The 18,567-nt window shown below is 61.8% G+C and carries 13 protein-coding genes; 12 read left to right on the forward strand and 1 reads right to left on the reverse strand.

What is annotated here, in order from left to right; all coding sequences use genetic code 11:
• Nucleotides 1-176: 176 nt before the first annotated feature.
• Nucleotides 177-2,615 carry a membrane-bound PQQ-dependent dehydrogenase, glucose/quinate/shikimate family gene (locus EDF71_RS15375; protein WP_133857454.1) on the forward strand — a complete coding sequence of 813 codons (2,439 nt, stop codon included), beginning with the start codon at nucleotides 177-179 and terminating at the stop codon, nucleotides 2,613-2,615.
• Between the two features lie 253 nt (nucleotides 2,616-2,868).
• A complete protein-coding gene (locus EDF71_RS15380; RefSeq protein WP_166656553.1) occupies nucleotides 2,869-3,159 on the forward strand; it encodes a putative quinol monooxygenase in 291 nt (96 codons plus the stop codon).
• Nucleotides 3,160-3,212: 53 nt separating this feature from the next.
• On the opposite strand, the gene EDF71_RS15385 is transcribed toward EDF71_RS15380, so the two are convergent.
• Nucleotides 3,213-4,679 carry an L-lactate permease gene (locus EDF71_RS15385; protein ID WP_133857456.1) on the reverse strand — a complete coding sequence of 489 codons (1,467 nt, stop codon included), beginning with the start codon at nucleotides 4,677-4,679 and terminating at the stop codon, nucleotides 3,213-3,215.
• Between the two features lie 411 nt (nucleotides 4,680-5,090).
• On the opposite strand from EDF71_RS15385, the gene EDF71_RS15390 reads away from it, so the two are divergent.
• The 10 genes from EDF71_RS15390 (at nucleotide 5,091) to EDF71_RS15435 (ending at nucleotide 18,540) form a co-directional block, all read left to right on the forward strand.
• Nucleotides 5,091-6,059: a tripartite tricarboxylate transporter substrate binding protein gene (locus tag EDF71_RS15390; protein ID WP_133857457.1), complete on the forward strand. Its 969-nt coding sequence runs from the start codon at nucleotides 5,091-5,093 to the stop codon at nucleotides 6,057-6,059.
• 10 nt (nucleotides 6,060-6,069) lie between these two features.
• Complete coding sequence (locus EDF71_RS15395; RefSeq protein ID WP_243854325.1) at nucleotides 6,070-6,915, forward strand: fumarate hydratase; 846 nt, start codon at nucleotides 6,070-6,072, stop codon at nucleotides 6,913-6,915.
• 17 nt (nucleotides 6,916-6,932) lie between these two features.
• Nucleotides 6,933-7,499, forward strand: coding sequence for a fumarate hydratase C-terminal domain-containing protein (locus tag EDF71_RS15400; RefSeq protein ID WP_133857458.1), 567 nt, complete (start codon nucleotides 6,933-6,935; stop codon nucleotides 7,497-7,499).
• A 59-nt stretch (nucleotides 7,500-7,558) separates the two neighbouring features.
• The gene (locus tag EDF71_RS15405; RefSeq protein ID WP_133857459.1) at nucleotides 7,559-8,476 is read left to right on the forward strand and encodes a LysR family transcriptional regulator; all 918 of its coding nucleotides are present in this window, start codon (nucleotides 7,559-7,561) and stop codon (nucleotides 8,474-8,476) included.
• Between the two features lie 915 nt (nucleotides 8,477-9,391).
• On the forward strand, nucleotides 9,392-9,922 hold the full coding sequence (locus tag EDF71_RS25570) for a type IV pilin protein (RefSeq protein ID WP_166656554.1): 531 nt from the start codon (nucleotides 9,392-9,394) through the stop codon (nucleotides 9,920-9,922).
• Nucleotides 9,922-10,428 (forward strand): GspH/FimT family pseudopilin, encoded by a 507-nt coding sequence (locus EDF71_RS15415; protein ID WP_133857516.1) that lies wholly within the window; start codon nucleotides 9,922-9,924, stop codon nucleotides 10,426-10,428. Before EDF71_RS25570 ends, EDF71_RS15415 begins: the two co-directional genes overlap by 1 nt.
• A 59-nt stretch (nucleotides 10,429-10,487) precedes the next feature.
• The gene (locus EDF71_RS15420; RefSeq protein WP_166656555.1) at nucleotides 10,488-10,955 is read left to right on the forward strand and encodes a hypothetical protein; all 468 of its coding nucleotides are present in this window, start codon (nucleotides 10,488-10,490) and stop codon (nucleotides 10,953-10,955) included.
• A 26-nt stretch (nucleotides 10,956-10,981) separates the two neighbouring features.
• Nucleotides 10,982-12,115: a PilW family protein gene (locus tag EDF71_RS15425; RefSeq protein WP_133857461.1), complete on the forward strand. Its 1,134-nt coding sequence runs from the start codon at nucleotides 10,982-10,984 to the stop codon at nucleotides 12,113-12,115.
• Nucleotides 12,112-12,705 (forward strand): hypothetical protein, encoded by a 594-nt coding sequence (locus EDF71_RS15430; RefSeq protein ID WP_133857462.1) that lies wholly within the window; start codon nucleotides 12,112-12,114, stop codon nucleotides 12,703-12,705. Before EDF71_RS15425 ends, EDF71_RS15430 begins: the two co-directional genes overlap by 4 nt.
• Nucleotides 12,706-12,789: 84 nt before the next feature.
• The gene (locus EDF71_RS15435) at nucleotides 12,790-18,540 is read left to right on the forward strand and encodes a PilC/PilY family type IV pilus protein (protein WP_133857463.1); all 5,751 of its coding nucleotides are present in this window, start codon (nucleotides 12,790-12,792) and stop codon (nucleotides 18,538-18,540) included.
• Nucleotides 18,541-18,567: the final 27 nt, after the last annotated feature.

Below are 18,567 nucleotides of genomic sequence, written 5' to 3' on the forward strand. Positions count from 1 at the left end.
TTTGCTTGGGGCTAATATGGGGAGGGTCCGACGCAATCATTGACATTAAATTACAATAAAAGTTGCGCATCGCAACCAATGACAGAGCCATACACGATGAAGGCCTGCTGGGGTGCGCCATCCAGACCGGAGCATGGGGCTCGGGTCTGGTGCACATATCTTCGGAGATCTTCTGTATGTCAGCCAGTCAGCCCGCACGGGCTCCGCGCGCCGCCCGGGTTTTCGCGGCCATCTTGGGCGTCATCGCTATCGCGTTTGGCGCCTATCTTGCCTATGGTGGCCTTCAACTCTTGCAGCTTGGGGGCTCTTTTTATTATCTGCCGGTTGGACTGCTGGTTCTTGTGGCCGGTGTCTTTCTGGTCCGGGCGGACCTGCGTGGTGCCTGGCTCTATGCCGCCTGCTTCGCCATTACCGTCGTCTGGGCCTTGTGGGAGGCTGGATGGCATTTCTGGCCGCTCGCGGCACGCATCGGCCTGCCTGCCGTGCTCGGTATGCTGATCGCGCTGGTGATGCCTTACCTGCGTGGTAGCGAGCGTTGTGCCCATATCAAAGGTGCGTCTCGCGGTACGGCTGCCCTGCTTGCGCTGGGGGTTGTTGGCGCCTTCATCGCCGCCTTCCAGCCCATCTGGACAGTGAAGCCGGGCGCCGAGCCCGAGATCGCACAGGGCTACCAGCCCGGCGATGACCATGCCAACTGGACCAACTACGGCCGCACGCCTGACGGCACGCAATTTGCCACCGCTGACCAAATCACGCCCGGCAACGTCAAGGGCTTGCAAGTGGCATGGACCTTCCGCACCGGTGACTTCGCCTTTGGCGGCAAAGAGAACCAGAATACCCCGCTGCAAATCGGCAACGTGCTGTATGCCTGCACGCCATCCAACCAGGTCTTCGCGATCGAGGCGGACTCGGGCAAGCAGCTGTGGACCTTCGACCCCAAGGTGAATTCGGGCTTCAGCCCCACCTGGCAGCGCTGCCGCTCGCTGGCGTACTACGAATTGCCCAAGGCCGCTGAATCGGCCTCGGCGCCTAAGACCCCGGCTGCCTCGGCATCCGCAGCCCCATCCAGCGCTGCATGCCAGCGCCGCATCTACCTGACCACGGCCGATATGCGTCTGATCGCGCTGGATGCTGCCAATGGCCAGTTCTGCGGCGACTTTGGCAAGAACGGCCAGGTGTCCTTGGCCACCGGCATGGGCGAGCTCGTGCCCGGCTTCTACAACCCCACGGCGGGCCCTGTGCTTGCGGGCGACCGCCTGCTGGTGGGCGGCTGGGTGATGGACAACCAGGGGGTTGACGAGCCATCGGGTGCGGTGCGCGCATTCGACGCCGTGACCGGTGAACTGTCATGGGCATGGGATGTGGGCCGCCCCGGCGTGACCACGGCCCCTGGCCCTGGCGAGCACTACACCCGTGGCACGCCCAATACCTGGGCTGCCCCCACGTACGACGCCCAGCTGGGCCTGGTCTACCTGCCCACGGGCAATGGCACGCCCGACATGTATGGTGGCCACCGTACCCCGGAAACCGACCGTGTGAGCTCCTCTATCGTGGCATTGGATGCACGCACGGGCGCTGAACGCTGGGTGTTCCAGACCACGCACCACGACGTCTGGGATTACGACCTGCCTTCCAAGCCCGTGCTCTATGACGTGCCTGGCGACAACGGCGAGCGGATTCCCGCGCTGATTCAGACCACCAAGCGTGGCGAGATCTTTGTGATCGACCGCCGCTCTGGCAAGCCGATCGCTGAAGTGCAAGAAAAGCCCGTATCCACCGAAGGCCTGCCAGGCGAGAAGCTGGCTGCCACGCAACCCTACTCGGTGGGCATGCCGCAGATCCGCCAAGGCGTGCTGACCGAAGCGCAGATGTGGGGCGTTACGCCCATCGACCAGTTGGCTTGCCGCATTGCGTTCAAGCAGCTGGAATACAAAGGCGACTTCACGCCGCCAAGCACCAACTGGTATATCCCGCACCCGTCGCCGTTCGGCACGATGAACTGGGGCGGTATCTCCATCGACAAGGTCCACGACTACCTCATCGTGAACGACATGCGGATCATGATGAAGGCCCGTCTCCTGCCGCGCGCAGAAGCCGACAAGGCCATCATTGCCTCCGGCAAGACCACGCCGAGCGTGGCGGGTGTCGTGCCCATGGAAGGCACCCCTTACGGCGTGAACCGCGTGATGGTGACCTCGCAGATTGGCGTGCCTTGTACCGATCCGCCTTTCGGCATGATGACCGCCATCGACCTGAAGACACGCAAGATCGCCTGGCAGCGTTCGTTGGGCACCGTTGAACAGATGGGCCCCATGGGCATCAAGACCGGCCTGCCCATCCCCATCGGTATGCCCTCGCTGGGCGGCCCGGTGGCGACCGCATCCGGTCTGATTTTCTATACGGGCACGGCTGATTACTATCTGCGCGCCATGGATGTGAAGACCGGCGAAGAGATCTGGAAGTCGCCCCTGCCCGTGGGTGCCCAGTCCACACCGCTGGTGTTCAAGTCCCCCACTTCCGGCAAGCAGTATGTGGTGGTGACGGCAGGCGGTGGTCGCACGGCCCCCGATCGCGGTGACTACATCATTGCCTACGCGTTGCCAGACGCGAAGTGATCGACCTGCGTCCAGGTTGCAGCGGAGAATGACGCGTCGTCATCGAAGCTGCTAGTTGGGACGGTTGACCATGCCGGAGCCATCCGGCCCATGACGCCCGGTGCATTGCACCGGGCGTTTGCATTTCTAGCCGCTACACGGTTGCAGTCGATCTGCGTTGACTGCCCTGGCTGCGCTTGTATGCGTATCGGTGCTAGGCTTGTATTTACGACTTGATGGACCCGCAACACCATCCCACCCCAGGAGCCAAGAATTGACTGAACCGCTGAACTTGATCGTCACACTGCAACCCTTGCCCGGTCGTTTGCCGGACGTTGTCTCGACGCTTACCACCTTGGCGCAAGCCAGCCGGCAGGAGGCTGGCTGCCTGCGCTACGACCTTGCCGTGGGCAAGGAGCTGGTCTATCTCTTTGAGGTATGGACCGACCGCCAGGCCTTGGCGGCGCATGAGAAGGAGCCGCACTTTGTCACGGGCGTGGCTGCGCTGAACCGCTTGTGCGCATCCCAGAAAGTGGAATTTGTCGAATGGCAGGCGCAGGGCTAGCTCGCCCTGACGTCCATCACACTCGCTGCTGAACCGGCTGCGTTGGGCTGGTGCTAGCTGGGCAAGGTGCTGAGCCAGGCAAAACAGCTCATCACCGCGAACGCTGCCAGCGCAAACGGCAAGAGGAACAGGTAGACCGACCGCTCTTGCGACGCCCCATGGCTGAGCTTGGCCGCAATCGACATGCGCACCGGTGAGAAAAAGCCCAGCGCCAGCCCCGAGACATGCACCACCGCACCGGTAGCCAGCAGGCTGATGCCGGCCTGTGCAGCCAGAGTGGAGAGCGGTGGCAGCAGCAGGCTATTGCCGGCATTGCCGGTATTGGCAATGATGCCCAGTGCACCCGCCAGCGCTGGGGTGAGCACCATGGCATCGGGGCCCAAGGCGGCAAAGAGGCCCTGGGCCAGGCCTTGCGCAATGCCCGATTTATTCAGCATTTCCGCCATCATCGCAAACAGAAACACCGTCCATACCGCCTGCTTGCCGGTAGACCAGGAAGCCACGACCTCGGCCTTGAGCATGTGCGTACGCTTGCGGAAAGCAGCGGTCAACAGCGCAGCCACCAGGAACCACAGCCCGGAATGCATCAAAGGCAGCAAGGTCGGCAGATCGGGAAAGGGCCGGAAGAATACCAGCGTCGACAGCCATTCGCGCAGGCCTGCGATGAGCCGGGTGGCGGCCAGCCATCCAATGATCAAGCCATAGGGCAGGCAGGCGATGGCGCGTTGGCGCAGCGCCTGCCCATTGGGGCGCTCATCCACCAGGTAGCGAACGATGATGAGTGGGCTGAAGGCGGCGAGCAGTGCCGTCTCGGGACCCAGCAAGTAGGTGCAGGCAACCAGGCTGGCCAGGCTGGCGGCGACCCAGAGCAGCTCCCATCCGCACTCGGCGATGGAGATGTTCTCGTTAGCTTGGCGCAAGGTTGCCCAGAACAGCGTGAGCCAGAGCAGCATCAGGGTTGCGACGGGTATGGCCGAATAAAGGGCCAGGTCCGTGGGCGACACGCGCAGATAGGCAGCACCCAGCAGCGTGCCGCTGCTCATTGCACCCCAGGGAATAAAGGTCTGGCTGAGCAAGGCAAACACCATCAGATGGCGCGGCGCCAGGCCCAGGTGGCGCAGCATCATCACCGTGCCCACCATGCCGACGCCAAAACCGGTCGCGGACTCGGCAAAGGGGCCCACCAAAAAACAGGCAAAGAACAGTCTTCTGCGGCGGGCATGGGGATCGAGTTCGGCCGCCGTGGTATCAGCGCCATCGAGCGCATGCTTGCTGGACGCCACGCGCCAGAACAACAGGCCGCCCAGAATATAGGGCGCTATGGTCCCGCCAATCCAGGAGCCCCTCAGCAGCGACTCAGCGAGTTTGTCGAGAGAGAACGGAACAGGGCCGGTGAAAAACGCAATGGGCACCGTCAAGGCCAGGCCCAGCAGAGCTGCCCGGGTCGCATTCCACTTCAAAAAGGCGATGGCCAGCGCCACGACCAAGGTGGGCGTTGCCCACAGCAGGTAGCTATGCATCACAGCGCTTGGAATGGGAGCCCGCTGCTTGCAAACAAAGCGCTTTTGTCGTCATGCCTGGCATACACAAGAGGTGTCGTTATTTATGGCGACGATTCTCTGCCCTTCCAGCTGTTTGGCCAGTCACCTTGGCTGCTCTTGCCTGCGGCAGCGCGGCAGACGCGTAACTGTCCGCAGTGCTCCAAATGCCTTGCGCATTCGTCAGACCTTCGAATTTGTCGAACACCCCTCTGCGAACTAGCCATTCCGCCAACAGAAGTCCATCCCTAGCATAGGGATCACCGATGCAGCGAGGCGCTCGTGCCCGGGCGATCGCGGATGAGCGACCTGGACGCGGGACGACGAAAACTGGCCAGAAGTCCAGACGCAGAAGCCGCGAAGACAGTGCACGATAAAAAGGAGACAAACCCCATGAGACTGAAAGCAATCACTGCAGTGGCAGCGGCCGCATTGGCCTTGGCCAGCGGCGCCGCGCATGCGACCTGGCCCGCAGGCCCGGTGACCATCGTTGTGCCGTTTGCCGCAGGGCAGACGGGCGACATCGTTGCCCGGATGGTCAGCAAGGAGCTGCAGGCCAGGTTCAAACAGGCCTTCATTGTGGACAACCGCCCGGGCAGTGGCGGCCGCATTGGAACCACCTTTGTCGCCCGGGCCAAGCCGGATGGCAACACCTTGCTGCTGACAAGCTCTGGTCCCTATGCCATTGCGCCGGCCCTCTATCCCAAAGACACCAAGTACAACCCCTTGACCGATTTCAGCGGCATTGCCGAGACGGGCTCCACGCCACAGGTGATTGCGGTATCCAATGCCTCGGGCATCACCAGCTTTGCCGATCTGGTCAAGCAGGCCAAGGCCAAGGACATGTCCTATGGCTCCGCCGGCAACGGGTCGCTGCAGCACCTGACCATGGAGCTGCTGAAAAAGGAAATCGCGTTTCCGATGGTCCATGTTCCTTACAAGGGAAGCGCCGAGTCCAAGACCGCCGTCATCAGCAACACGCTCGAAGTGACCTCCGACTCCCTGCCGCCGCTCCTGACCAATATCGGCAGCCGGCAACTCAAGGCCATCGCCGTGGTGGATGACAACCGCTCGCCCTACATCCCCGAGGTGCCCACGCTCGGCGAGCTGGGTTACCCCAAGTTGAGCGCAGTGGCCTTCTTTGGCCTCGTTGCGCCCAAAGGCACGCCCCAAGACATCGTGGACGCCCTCAACCGCGAGGTCATTGCAATGTTCAAGACACCGGCTTTTCAAGAGCAGATGAAGGCGCAGGCGCTGACCCCGCCCGTCGAGCGCACGCCAGAACAGTTCAATGCCTACCTTGCCGGCGAGGTTGCGCGCTGGAAAAAGGTGGTCGAAGACGCCAAGGTCAGCGTGGAGTAACAGGACACCCATGATTCGAGAAATAGCCACAAGCCATATCACCGACACCGTCGCCCAGCTCTGCATCGACGCTTGCCACCTGCTGCCGGACAACCTCATCCAGGGCTTCCACAACGCGGCGGAGACGGAGGTGTCACCGCTGGGCAAGTCCGTCCTGCTCAAGCTCATCGACAACGACAGGATTGCCCGCGAGAACCAGGTGTCCTACTGCCATGACACGGGCTTGACCATTGTCTTTGTCGAGCTCGGCCAGGACGTGCACGTGCATGGCGGAGGCTTTGAAGAAGCCGTGCAGGCAGGCGTGCGCAAGGGCTATGCCGAGGGCTTTATGCGCAAGTCCGTGGTCTCCGACCCCTTGCTGCGCATCAACAGCAATGACAACACGCCAGCGGTGGTGCATACCGAAATTGTTCCGGGCGACCAGATCCATTTCACCGTGGTGCCCAAGGGGGGCGGCAGCGAGAACTGGAGCACGATGAAGTTCCTGCTGCCTGGTGAAGGGGCAGAAGGCGTGAAGAAGTTTGTGCTCGCTGCCATTGAAGCGGCGGGTGGCGCTGCCTGCCCACCGCTCACCGTGGGGGTGGGCATTGGTGGCAGCTTCGACAAAGTGACAGCCATCGCCAAAAAAGCCATCTTGCGGGATATCGGCGACCACCATCCCGAGCCGCATATCGCCCAGCTGGAAGCCGAGTTGCTGACGCTCATCAATCAGACCGGTATTGGCCCCCAGGGCTTTGGCGGCTCCACCACCGCGCTGTGGTGCGCGGTGGAAACCTATGCCTGCCACATCACCGCGCTGCCCGTGGCCGTGAACATTCAGTGCCACGCCAGCCGGCGCGCCACGGCCAGCATCTGACAGTGGAGGATTTGCACATGGCCATTCACCATCTTCAAACCCCGCTGGATGACGCGGCGGTTCTGCAGCTCCAGGTGGGCGACGAGGTCTACCTGTCCGGCGTCATCTACATGGCACGCGATGCGGCGCACAAGCGCTTTGTCGACACCCTGAGCGCCGCGCAGGCATTGCCGGTCGACCTGCGGGGACAAGTCGTTTTCTATGGCGGCCCCGGCCCGGCCAAGCCCGGCCATGCGATAGGGGTCGTGGCACCCACGTCGGCCTATCGCATGGACCCCTATGCCACGGTGCTCTTTGACTACGGCGTGCGCGGCGCCATCGGAAAAGGCCCGCGCGGGCCGGCCATTCGCAGCGCCTGCCAGCTCAACCGTGCCGTCTGCTTCTCGGCGATTGGCGGCGTCTCTGCGACGCTGTTTGCCTGCATCCGTTCGGCAGAAGTCATCGCCTATGAGGACCTCAAGACCGAAGCGGTCCAGCGGCTGGTCATCGAGAACTTTCCGCTGCTTGTGACCAACGATGCACACGGGCGCGATATGTACGCCGAAGAAGTCGAGAAGTACCGCGCGCTGCTCAAAAAGGCGTGACAGCCGCCGGCGCCCAGCCGGGAGATACTCATGCGGACCCACCTCCCCATGAGACCACCATGCTTCCCGATCTCGACTCTCTTGCGCTTTTTGTGAAGGCTGCCGAGCTGCACAGTCTGACGCGCGCTGCGGAGGCGCAGTCCATGGGCCTGGCCGCCGCGAGCCGGCGCATTTCTCTGTTGGAGCATCGTCTCAAATGCACGCTGTTTGACCGGTCACACAAGGGGGTAGCGCTGACGCCCGCTGGCAAAACCCTGCTCCACCATGCGACCCAGCTGCTCATCCAGCTCAACCAGATGCAGGTGGATCTGGAGGAGCATGAGCAGGGGCGCCGGCGTGCGGTGCGCATACAGGTGAATACCTCGGCCATGGCGCAGTACGTGCCCTCGGACCTCGCAAGCTTTACTGCAGCCCACCCCGACATTCGGCTGACGGTCAAAGAGCGCTGGAGCAAACAAATTGTGGAAGCCCTGTTGCTCGGCGAGACGGACGTGGGCGTCATCAACCCTGGCGGCTCCATTGAGGGCCTGGAGTGCCATCCCTACCGCTCGGACCACCTCACCGTGGTGCTGCCACCCCATCACCCTTTGGCCGAGTTTGATGAGCTTTGGTTTGAACAGGTGCTCGACTATCCACTGGTGGGCCTGGAGCACGCGGCCTCGTTGATGGACCTGCTTGCGGCGCAGGCGGGCCTGGCGCAAAAAGCACTCAAGCTCCGGGTCGAAATGCAGAGCTTCGAGGCTGTGTCTCGAATGATCGAAGCTGGTATGGGCATTGGCGTGCTTCCCAAGGTGGCTGCGCAGGCTTACCTGCACGGCATGAACCTGCAGACCCGCGCGCTCAAGGACGAGTGGGCGAAGCGGCAGATGATGGTGTGTACGGCGCGGGGCAGAGAGAAGTCCGAGCAGGTGGACCGGCTGATGCAGGCGCTGCTTCACGCGGCCCAGTGCAGCGGCGACCAAGCCGGCCCGTCCTGATGGGCCGCTGCCGCCCTCCACCATAGCTTGTTACGACTCCCACTGCCTGCGGCGCAGCTCCAGGGGGCGCTGTCTGTGCGCCTCAGCAGCACGCCGGTTGCGCGCGGCTTCTGGGACCTCGGCCTGGTCTAGGGAACCGCTGCAAAACTGCCTGCCGTGGTCTGAACGCGGGCTCGGGCGATCCACTGCGCTGTCTTTCTTTGAACAGGTTCTTCAAGCTGCGGCTCCACTGCAAAAGATGCTTTGCTTCTCATCCCGATCCGCCTCCATCCCGCTTGGCGAAGGTTTGGCAGAGGATTCCTTGCTCAGCGCATCGTCCAAGCTGTTTGGCAGTCAGCGCATATCCCTGGGGTGGCAATTTGCCGCATAGCCCACATTCATCCCCCCGGAATATCCATTGCCTATTCCTTGACGTAGATCAAATTCTCAAGATAGTCTGTATAAATTGTTGTAAATATGTCAATAAGTGCATGGTAAAAACTATGTTAACAATTAGATTGCGCCTAGCGCGGTAGAGAGCGGCTACACTCCGCCTCAGATTACATTTGGTAAGAATAAGAAGACATCAAGAATATGAATCCTTGAATGCTCCGCGCGCTTTGCAAGGCTGCAAATGATGGGCTGGTATCCCTGGGGAGGTGATCCGTTTATCTGCCATGCCTGAACCAAGCGCATTAGTAGCGGAGGCTGATGCCATAGGAGATGGCGAGGATAGATGGTTTTTTTCGGGGGAGGCGGCGCATGCGTCTTTAGGACGCGTTCAACCACTACAGAGAGAGATCAAAGCACGTTTGTCTTTGATTTAGAGGGGTTTTTTGCTTTTTTTGGACCGTGTTTGCAGGCTTGGTAAAAATAGCAAACCGACAATTTGGCAAATATCTTTGTATTAATTTCAATAATAGATCTCGGTCCATCATGCTTGAAAAAAATATCGGCCGCCCGCGCCCGGTGCGTGGTTTGGTTGGCAGGGGTGTTCGGTTTGTGTCGTATCCTTTCGTTACAAAAGGATGTGATTCTGTGTCGAAATGTATTATGCGCGGCTTCACCTTGATTGAGGTGATGATCGTGGTCGGGATTATTGCCATCCTGGCCGCCATTGCTATTCCCAGCTACCAAGAATATATAAAACGGGGCCAGATAGTGGATGGCCTGGTGCCCCTGGCCGATATGGGCGGCAAGCTGGAGCAGTATTTTCAGGATAACCGCACCTATGTCGGCGCCTGTGGGACCAGCGGTTTGGCGCCTAAGCCAGCGGCGACCGCTCGCTTCGAATACAGCGGTACTTTGGATGTCAAGACCTATACGGTGACCGCCACCGGTATTGGCAGCATGTCCGGCTTTGCGTTCACGCTCAACCAGCAGGGCCAACGCGCCACCACAGGCACTCCCTCAGGTTGGACAGCCGGTACCAATTGCTGGTCGGCCCGCAAGGACGGGAGCTGCTGATGCTGCATGTTGTGGTTAAACGCGCAGAGGGCTTCACCTTGCTGGAGCTGCTGGTGGGCATCGGCATCATCGCCTTTTTGCTGCTGATGGTGATGCCCAGCATCCGCGTGTATTTGCTGGACACCAAGATCCGTGCAGCGGCCCAGGCGTATTACGACGGCGCGCAGCAGGCGCGTGCCGAAGCGCTGCGACGCAATAGCGATGTGACCATCAGCCTCAGTGACTCCAACCGTGCCTGGTCGATTGTGACTGGCGGCACCACGATTGCGTCCAAGCCGGCAGAGTCCGCCGCTCTGCTCTCGATCACCGCCTCGGTAGCGGATGTGACCTTCAATGGCTTGGGCAATGCTTCGGCCGCAAACACCGTCCAGTTCATGCCCGGTGACACTGCGCAGTGCTTGGCCAGTGGCCCGCAGCGCTGTTTGAATATCCTGGTTTCGCAAGGTGGCCAGGTGCGCTTGTGCGATCCCACCGTCACCACTGATGGAGATAACCGCAAATGCTGAGCGCAGCCCATTGCACAGCGCCCAGGCGCATACCGGGCCGTCGCCCGCAACGCGGCGTCATGCTGATCGAAGCCATGGTCTCCATCCTGCTGCTGCTGTTGGGGATTTTGGGCATTGCGGGGCTGACCGCCAAATCCACCGCATTGAGCGGACAGGCGCAATACCGCACCGAAGCGGGCATGTACGCCGAGCAAGTGATCCAGCTGGTATCGCTGAGCGTAGACCGCAGCTCGCCCAGCGCGTTGGCGCAGTCGCTCAAAGCTTTTGAGCACCAACCGGATGGCACGGAGCGTTGCACCTACAGCGGCACCGAGCTCAGCGAAAGCTCGGACCTGGGCAAGGTGCTCAAAGCGGCGCGCGGTGACCCGGATAACCATGTGCTGGGGCTGCCTGGCGCTACGGAAAGTGGCCAGCAAGTGGTGGTGGAGACCGACAACCACCTCAACCGGGTGACCGTGCGGCTGTGCTGGCAAGGGCCCAGTGACGCCGCCAAGCGCATCTACGAAATACAGGCATTCGTGCATTAAAAAAACAGCCAGGGAGGGCCATTGTTATGACGGTGCAAGCACCACGAAGGCCGCCGCCGCATGGGCGTGTCAGCGGTTTCACGATCATTGAAATCATGATCGGTCTGGCCATTGGTCTGCTGACCTTGTTGGCCATCTACCAGCTGTTCGCCACCTCCGAGGGGCGGCGCCGCAGCACGGCCGCCGTCAGCCAGGCGCAGACGGCGGGGGCGCTGGCGCTGTTTGCCATTGAGCGCGACATCCGCTCGGCCGGCCTAGGCTTTGCGGGCCTGGAGTCTGCCTACCTGGGTTGCGCTGTGCAGGCCTACAAACGCAGCGACCGCAATCCTGCCTCCTACACCTTCCCCCTGGTGCCGGTCGAGATCATCGGCGGCAAGGAGTTGCGCGTGCTGACAGGCTCCTCGGCGAATATGTTCATCGGCGCACGCTACAGCGCCAGTGCCAGCGGTGTCTTCACGATGGAGCGCAGCAACGCCGGTTTTCAGGCCGGAGATGTGGTGGTGGGCACCAGCGATTCCGATGCCAGCAAATGCCTGTTGATGGAGATCACGGCGGGTGCGGGTTCGTCCATCACCGGGCCCGGCGGCGTAGCGGAAGACGATCCCAGCGTGCGCCATATGAGCAGCGCCTACACCAGCTTTTACACCGGCGCCTCCGTGACGCCTGAGCGCAATGGCGGCTCCAGCGTGGACATGCTCGATGGCGGCGCTACCAGCCTGGGCGAGGGCTGGCTCTTCAGCCTGGGCCACCAGCCCACCCGCAACGTTTGGCGGGTCAAGGACAACCAGTTGATGCGCTACAACTTTCTGGACGAGGCCGATACCAAGAGCGTGGCCGTGGCCGAGGACGTGCTGCAAATGGTAGCCGAGTACGGCTTTGACAAGGACGGCAGCGGCAAGATCGACAAGGACGACGAATGGACGTCCTCCGATGCGGCTTTGGTGGCACCCAACCTGGGCCGGTTGATGGCAGTGCGTGTCGCCATCCTGGTACGCAGCTCGCAGTATGAGCGCGAACCTGTGACGGCTGCTGCACCTCGCTGGGCCAATGGCAGCAAGTCATTCGACATGGGTTCGGAAGAGGACTGGAAACACTTCCGCTACCGCGTGTATGAAAGCGCCATTCCGCTGCGCAATACGATCTGGGGACAACAGCAATGAACAAGCACCTGCTCCGTGCAGCGCATGCGCTCGCCCCCATTCCAAGGCGCCAGCAGCAGGGGGTGACCTTGCTGATCGCTCTGGTGGTGTTGCTGGTGATGACGATCACCGGCTTAGCCCTGGTGCGCACCAGCACCTTGGGCGCCGGCGTGTCGGGCAGCCTGGCACTCAAGCAAGCGGCCACATCCGGGGCCGATCTGGGGCTGGAGACGGGGCTGGCCAAGCTCGAAGTTTTGGCCGCGAGCGGCTCCACCGCGCTGGACGCGAACAACAGCAGCTACGGCTACTACGCCAGCGTCGATCCCAAGCTGGCAGCCAAATCCCTGGATTGGGAGCATGCGGCCGTGGCCGCCACCAGCGATGCGCTGGGCAATGAGGTGCGCTACCTGATCCACCGGCTGTGCCGAAGTGCAGGGGCCATCAACGCCACCGGGCAAAGCTGTGTGATGCCGCAGGGCGAAGGTTGCTCAGGATCCAGCGAGTCGGTGGGCAGTGTCTCCAGCTGCACCCAGCGGCCCATGTACCGGATTACGGCGAAGGTGTCCGGCCCGCGTGACACCGAGAGTTATGTGCAGATGAGCACCTACTGAAGCGGGCCCGGGTTCTGTATCCGGGCATGGTTGCATGGGGCTGGACCGCCATGCATGTCAGATCAATAAGAGGAGTGCGAACAGATGAAAAATATAGCTTTCGCAGATAGAGAGAAACACCGGAACCCGGCGCGCGCCTGGAGCCCGAGGCTGCTGTGGTCGCTGGGCGTTGCGGCCCTGGTGGCTGCAGCGGTGGGGGGCGGCATGGCCATTGCCGACACCACCCATAACCCGGTCGATATCTCGGACGTGCCGGTCAACACCTTTGCCCAGCAGGACAAGCCCAATGTGATGCTGCTGATGGACACTTCGGATTCGATGAAGTGGACCCATATGCCCGACGACTGGGACCCCATCACCTATTCGGCGACTTTCTTCCCGGTGGGCTACAAGAGCGCGCTGTGCAACAGCCTGTACTACAACCCTGCCACCAAGTACGAGCTGCCCGCCCAGCCCGATGGCACGGTGTTCAGCCAGCCCAGCTTTACGGGTGCCTGGATCGATGGCTACGACACCAGCAAGGGCGTGGTGAACCTGGCAACCAGCTTCCAGGCCTACGACATCTCCACCCGCCTGCGCCAGGAATCCATCTACAACGACCCGGCACAAGCGGCCTATTATTTCGAATGGGTGCCGCGTGTGAGCGGCGGGGTGCAGCCCTCGTTTGAAGGCGCGGACGTGACGGCGGGCGCCTGCAACAAGGTGAGCAACAGCGCCATCAAGGTAGACAACGGCAGCTTGGCGGTCAACCAGGCCAGTGCCAATATCAACACCGGCAGCACCACGGCCCCCGATGGTTACTGGATTCGCCGGGGCATCACCACCGATGCCCAGCAAAAGAACTTCGCCATCTGGTACAGCTTCTACCGCACGCGTATCAACATGGCCAAGTCCTCCATCAGCTTGGCCTTCAACTCGCTGGACAACAACTTCCGGATCGGCTTTCTGACGGCTGCCAAGCCCGATACCACGACGTTCAAGTTCATGCCCGTCAAGGATTTTGAAAGCACGGACAAGTCCAACTGGTTCCAGACCATCCAGTCAGCCAAGACCGGTGGCAGCTCGCCTACGCGTGAGGCCCTGGCCCGCGTGGGCCGCTACTACGCCAACAAGAGCGACAGCATCAACACGGCGATGAATCCGTTTGACGACCCCGTCGTCTCTGCCTGCCAGCGCCACTATGCGATCGTGACCACCGATGGCTACTGGAACGTGGGCCAGGAAACCAAGGGCCCCATGCAACTGGACGGCACGACCCTGGTCGGCCAGCAAGACGGCCCCGACAGCGATCCGGCCTACAACCGGCCATTGACTGGCCCGGACGGCCTCACCCCGCGACCCATCTATGACGGCTCCACCAGCGGCTCCTTGCTGCGCCGGGATGCCTCGATTGGCTATGCCTGGAACGCCTGCGGTCTGGGCTGGCAGACCCTCGTTCCGGGCGGTGGCACCAAGACCGAGACGACCTACAAGAAGACCATCAAGAAAAGCGTGAAAACGCAAAAGGTGACCTATGGCACCGTGCTGGGCTTTTACAAGAGCACCTTGTGGACCGAGCAAAAGGCCGTCAAGACGTTGGGCTTTACCACCGCCATGCGCACTTACAAGACCGTGTTCGCCACCAAGAGGGTCTTGAAGCGCGTCTATAAGCACACGTACACCTGGAACGCCATCACCCAAAGCCAGTACCGCAATATTCTGACGACCAGCTGGGCGACCGAAAAGCAGGAGCCTTTTGGCAAGGCCGTGTACAAGCGGGTGCAGCAAAAGCGCTACTTCTACTCCTACATCAACCAGGCCATTGGCGAGATTCCGTTCAAGACCACGGACAAGAGCGTGTGTGCACCCTATGGCTGCAACCTCGTAGGCTCTGACCAGTGGCAGGTGGTCAATGCCAGCTGCACACCGGGCATGGACGGCGACTACAAGGTCGAGTGCCAGGTAAGCGAAGTGCCTATCAGCGCCTCGAACTGCAGCAACAATGGGCAGTTTGTGGCCGGCCAGGGCACCATCTACTGCGAAGGCAAGCCCGGTGTTGCGGCCATCAATGGGCCGGTGCCCGCCTGCGGCACGCTCCACCCCAGCTTGGTGGCCAGCGGCGTCACGGCCGGCATGGTGCTGTTCAGCGGCTGCAACAGCAGCTACAGCGAGACCAGCTATGTGACCGATGCGCAATGCGTCAATACCAGCCCGGTGGCGCCTGATTTCAAACGCTCCAACTGCGCAGCCAAGCAGACGTATGGTTCGTCCACCACTAACAACTACTGTGCGGCTGGTGTGGCGACTGGAAACGTGTACACCGTGTGCAGCGCCAAAAAGGCAACTACGCAGTTTGTCGATGCCTGTCCGGCCGATCTGTCCAACAATGCCACCAAGATGGACCAAGTCTGCGGTAATTCTGAGCTCTTTAGCACCACAGACGTAGTGGCAAGTAGCTGTGCGGCCTCCAGCTCTCCGCTCACCACCTGCGAAGAGCCTTACACGACCACCTTTGGCACGACGGCCGTCAACCCCGCCACCTGCACCGGCGACCGGGTCTGCGAGACGCGCTACTCCGACTGGGGCTATGCTGCCAGCTGCACGCCCCAAGCGCCTTCTTCCAGCAATGGCTGGACGGGTATTGAGTGCAATTCCGGCGGAGGCACTTGCACGCCAGCCACCGGGTCGCCGTCGACCATGGTCAATGGCGCCGTGAAAACCTGTACGGCCGCTGGCCCCTCATCGGCCAATGGCTGCTTCCTGGTGACCTGTGAGAACAAGACCACCGATCCGGTCGAAACCACCAGCTGCAGCACCACGCCCGGTCCCTCGGCGGGCAATGGCTGGGTGACTACCAAATGTGTGGTTAACAACCTGAACAACCAGCCGGTGCAAACCTGCCCCCAGAGTGGCGTGACGAACTGCAACCCCCAGACCACCACGACCGACATGGCCTATGGCGCCTGCGTGGAATCGGGTCCGACCAGCGAAAACGGCTGGACGACGACCACCTGTGAAAAGGTCGAGCAGCTGAGTTATCTGAGCAGTGCCGCCGACTATGCGGCCTGCACCAGCGGTACGGCGGCCAACGGCGTGGAAACCCTGTGTTCGCAAGAGGGCCCCACGACCATCACCGTGCCGCAAGGCCAGGCCTGTGCAGCGGGCTACGACCCGCTGACCCACAAGGTCACGGTTTGCAATGTGGACAGCAGCACGCCCGTGTTCAGTGCGGAAAAACCGGCTGACTGTGCCACCACCAACTGCACGCAAGTGCTGGGCCAGAAAAAGGTATTCTCCGGCTCGGCGACCACGCACCGCGTGAACCTGCTGGGCGCATCGGAAAGCACGCCGCAACTGATTTCTTCGGTGGACATTCCCGCCACCGATCTGGAATCGCCCGCGCAGTGCTACAGCACCACGGAAGCCGCCGGCATGACCCTGCCCAGCAATGGCCGCCCCCTGCCTGCCAATACGGTGGTGTGGAGTGCGCTGCCTGCAGGCCACCAGTCCTGCACCAAGCTGCCCTGCGATACGGTCGAGCAAAGCAACGTCACCGGCGGCAGCCGCAACTCGCTGGCGGACGTGGCGCAGTACTACTACGGCACCGATCTGCGCCCCGAGCTGGCCAATCTGGTCAAGCCTGCTGGTACCGGCGGCGAAGATGACAAGGCCACCTGGCAGCATATGGCGACCTATGTGATCGGCATGGGCGTCTCGGGCACCTTGAAGTTCGACAAGGACTACAAGAACGGCGCGGGAGATTTTGCCGGTATCCGCAACGGAACCAAGACCTGGCCGGTCTGGCCTGCCACCGGTGTCACCAACTACGAGCAGCCCCAGTCCATCGACGACTTCTGGCATACCGCCGTCAACGGCCGGGGGCTGTATTTCAGTGCCAATGATCCGCAGGCCATCAAGTCGGGCCTGGGCCAGGTGTTCTCCGATATTCGGGCGGCCGTGGGCTCCGGGGCCGGTGTCGCCGTGTCCTCTGCCTTGGTCGAGGCGGACAACAACTTCGCCTATGGCGCGGTGTACCGCAGCGGCCGCTGGTCCGGAGAGCTGCTGGCCTACGAGATCAACCTGAGCTCGTTGGTGCGCACGGTGATCGCCAACTGGTCCGCCAAGACCAAGCTGGATACACGCGATTTGGCGACCGATGACCGCCGCATCTACTTCATGGACGGTACCAGCTTGAAGAACTTCAGCTGGTCGGCGCTGGGCAGCTTGCAGAGCCACTTCAATGGCACGGCGGCCCAGGCGCTGCTGTCGCAGTACAGCGGCATGAGCGATACGCAAAAAACCGCCGCGCTGGGTGAGAACCTGGTGAAGTTCCTGCGTGGCGACCGCACCAAGGAGGGCTATGCCCAGGGCGACGACACCAAGCTCTACCGGAGCCGTGAAAGCCGCCTGGGCGACATCATTGGCTCGCAACCGCTGCATGTGGGCAAGCCGCTGCGCAAGTACCGCGATGCAGGCTATGCCGCTTTCCGCCTGGCGCAGAAAAACCGCCGCTCCATGGTGTATGTGGGTGGCAATGACGGCATGCTCCATGCCTTCTATGCCGAGGCCGATGTGACCAAGCAAGAGACCATTGGCGGCAAAAGCGTCTACCCCGCTGCGCGCGAAGCCTGGGCCTTTGTGCCCAAGGCCATGATGCCTGCCATGCCCGCACTTGCCAGCACCACCTACGACGGCAACCACCGTTACTTTGTCGATGGCTCGCCGGTGACGGCCGACATCTTCCACGATGGCGCCTGGAAAACCATCCTGGTGGGCGGATTCAACAAGGGCGGCAATGGCTACTATGCGCTGGACATCACCGACCCCGAGTCGCCCAAAGCGCTGTGGGAAGCCAGTGCCTCGACCATGGGCCAAAGCTATGGCAAGCCGCTGATCACCAAGATGCCTGACGGCACCTGGGTGGCGCTGGTCACCTCGGGCTACAACAATGCCGATGGCAAGGGCTATGTCTATGTGCTCAATGCCGGCACCGGTGCGGTGGTCCAGACCATCACCAACGCCGATGGCTCCGGCATGAAGGACCTGAACAACTTCATGAAGGACCCCAGCGGAAACAACACCAGCACCTTGTTCTACGGTGGCGACATCCAGGGCAATATCTGGCGCTACCAGTGGGTCAGCGGCAGCTACCAGGGCCAGAAGGTCGTGCAGCTCAAAGACAAGGACGGCAATGCGCAGCCCATCACTACCCGTCTGGAGCTGGTGCAAAGCCCCAATCTGAGTGCGTTGCCACGTATCCTGGTCGCCACCGGCAAGCTGATGGGCTTGGGGGATTTGAGCACCGCGGGCCAGCAGACCATCTATGGGATTGACGATGTGGCCGACGGCTACAGCAACAGCGGGGCTTCGTTCCTGGCGGGCCTGAAGCAGTCGGTGCTGACGAACGTCACCGCTGCGGATGGCAAGCTGACCCGCAAGCTCAAGTGTGCAACGGGCACCGAGGCGGCCGTGTGCAACGACGCCACCAAGAGTTGGTATGTGAACCTGCCCGACACTGGCGAGCGCGTCAATGTCGATCTGCGCCTGGCCAATACCACCTTGGTGGTCGCCAGCAATGTGCCGTCCAACGAGCCCTGCGTGGCCGGTGGCAAGGGCTGGATCAACTACCTGGACTTCCAGACGGGCCAGGCAGTCAACACCGAAACGGGAATGGCCGGCGAGGCGATTGACGGTCTGGTTGCGGGCATCGACCTGGTTGCGAACCAAAATGGCGATGTGAGTGGGGCGGTCTCGCCTAGCCTGGTGCCGGAAAACCCGATCGATGTCAAGATCCCGGTCGCGACGCCCAAACCACTGGGCAAGCGCATCAGCTGGCGCGAGCTGGTCAACAAGTAAGCGCGATGGCAGCCAGGGCGGAGGATG

Origin of the sequence: Comamonas sp. JUb58, from assembly GCF_004364775.1 — a bacterium.
In the GTDB taxonomy this organism is placed as follows: domain Bacteria; phylum Pseudomonadota; class Gammaproteobacteria; order Burkholderiales; family Burkholderiaceae_C; genus Comamonas.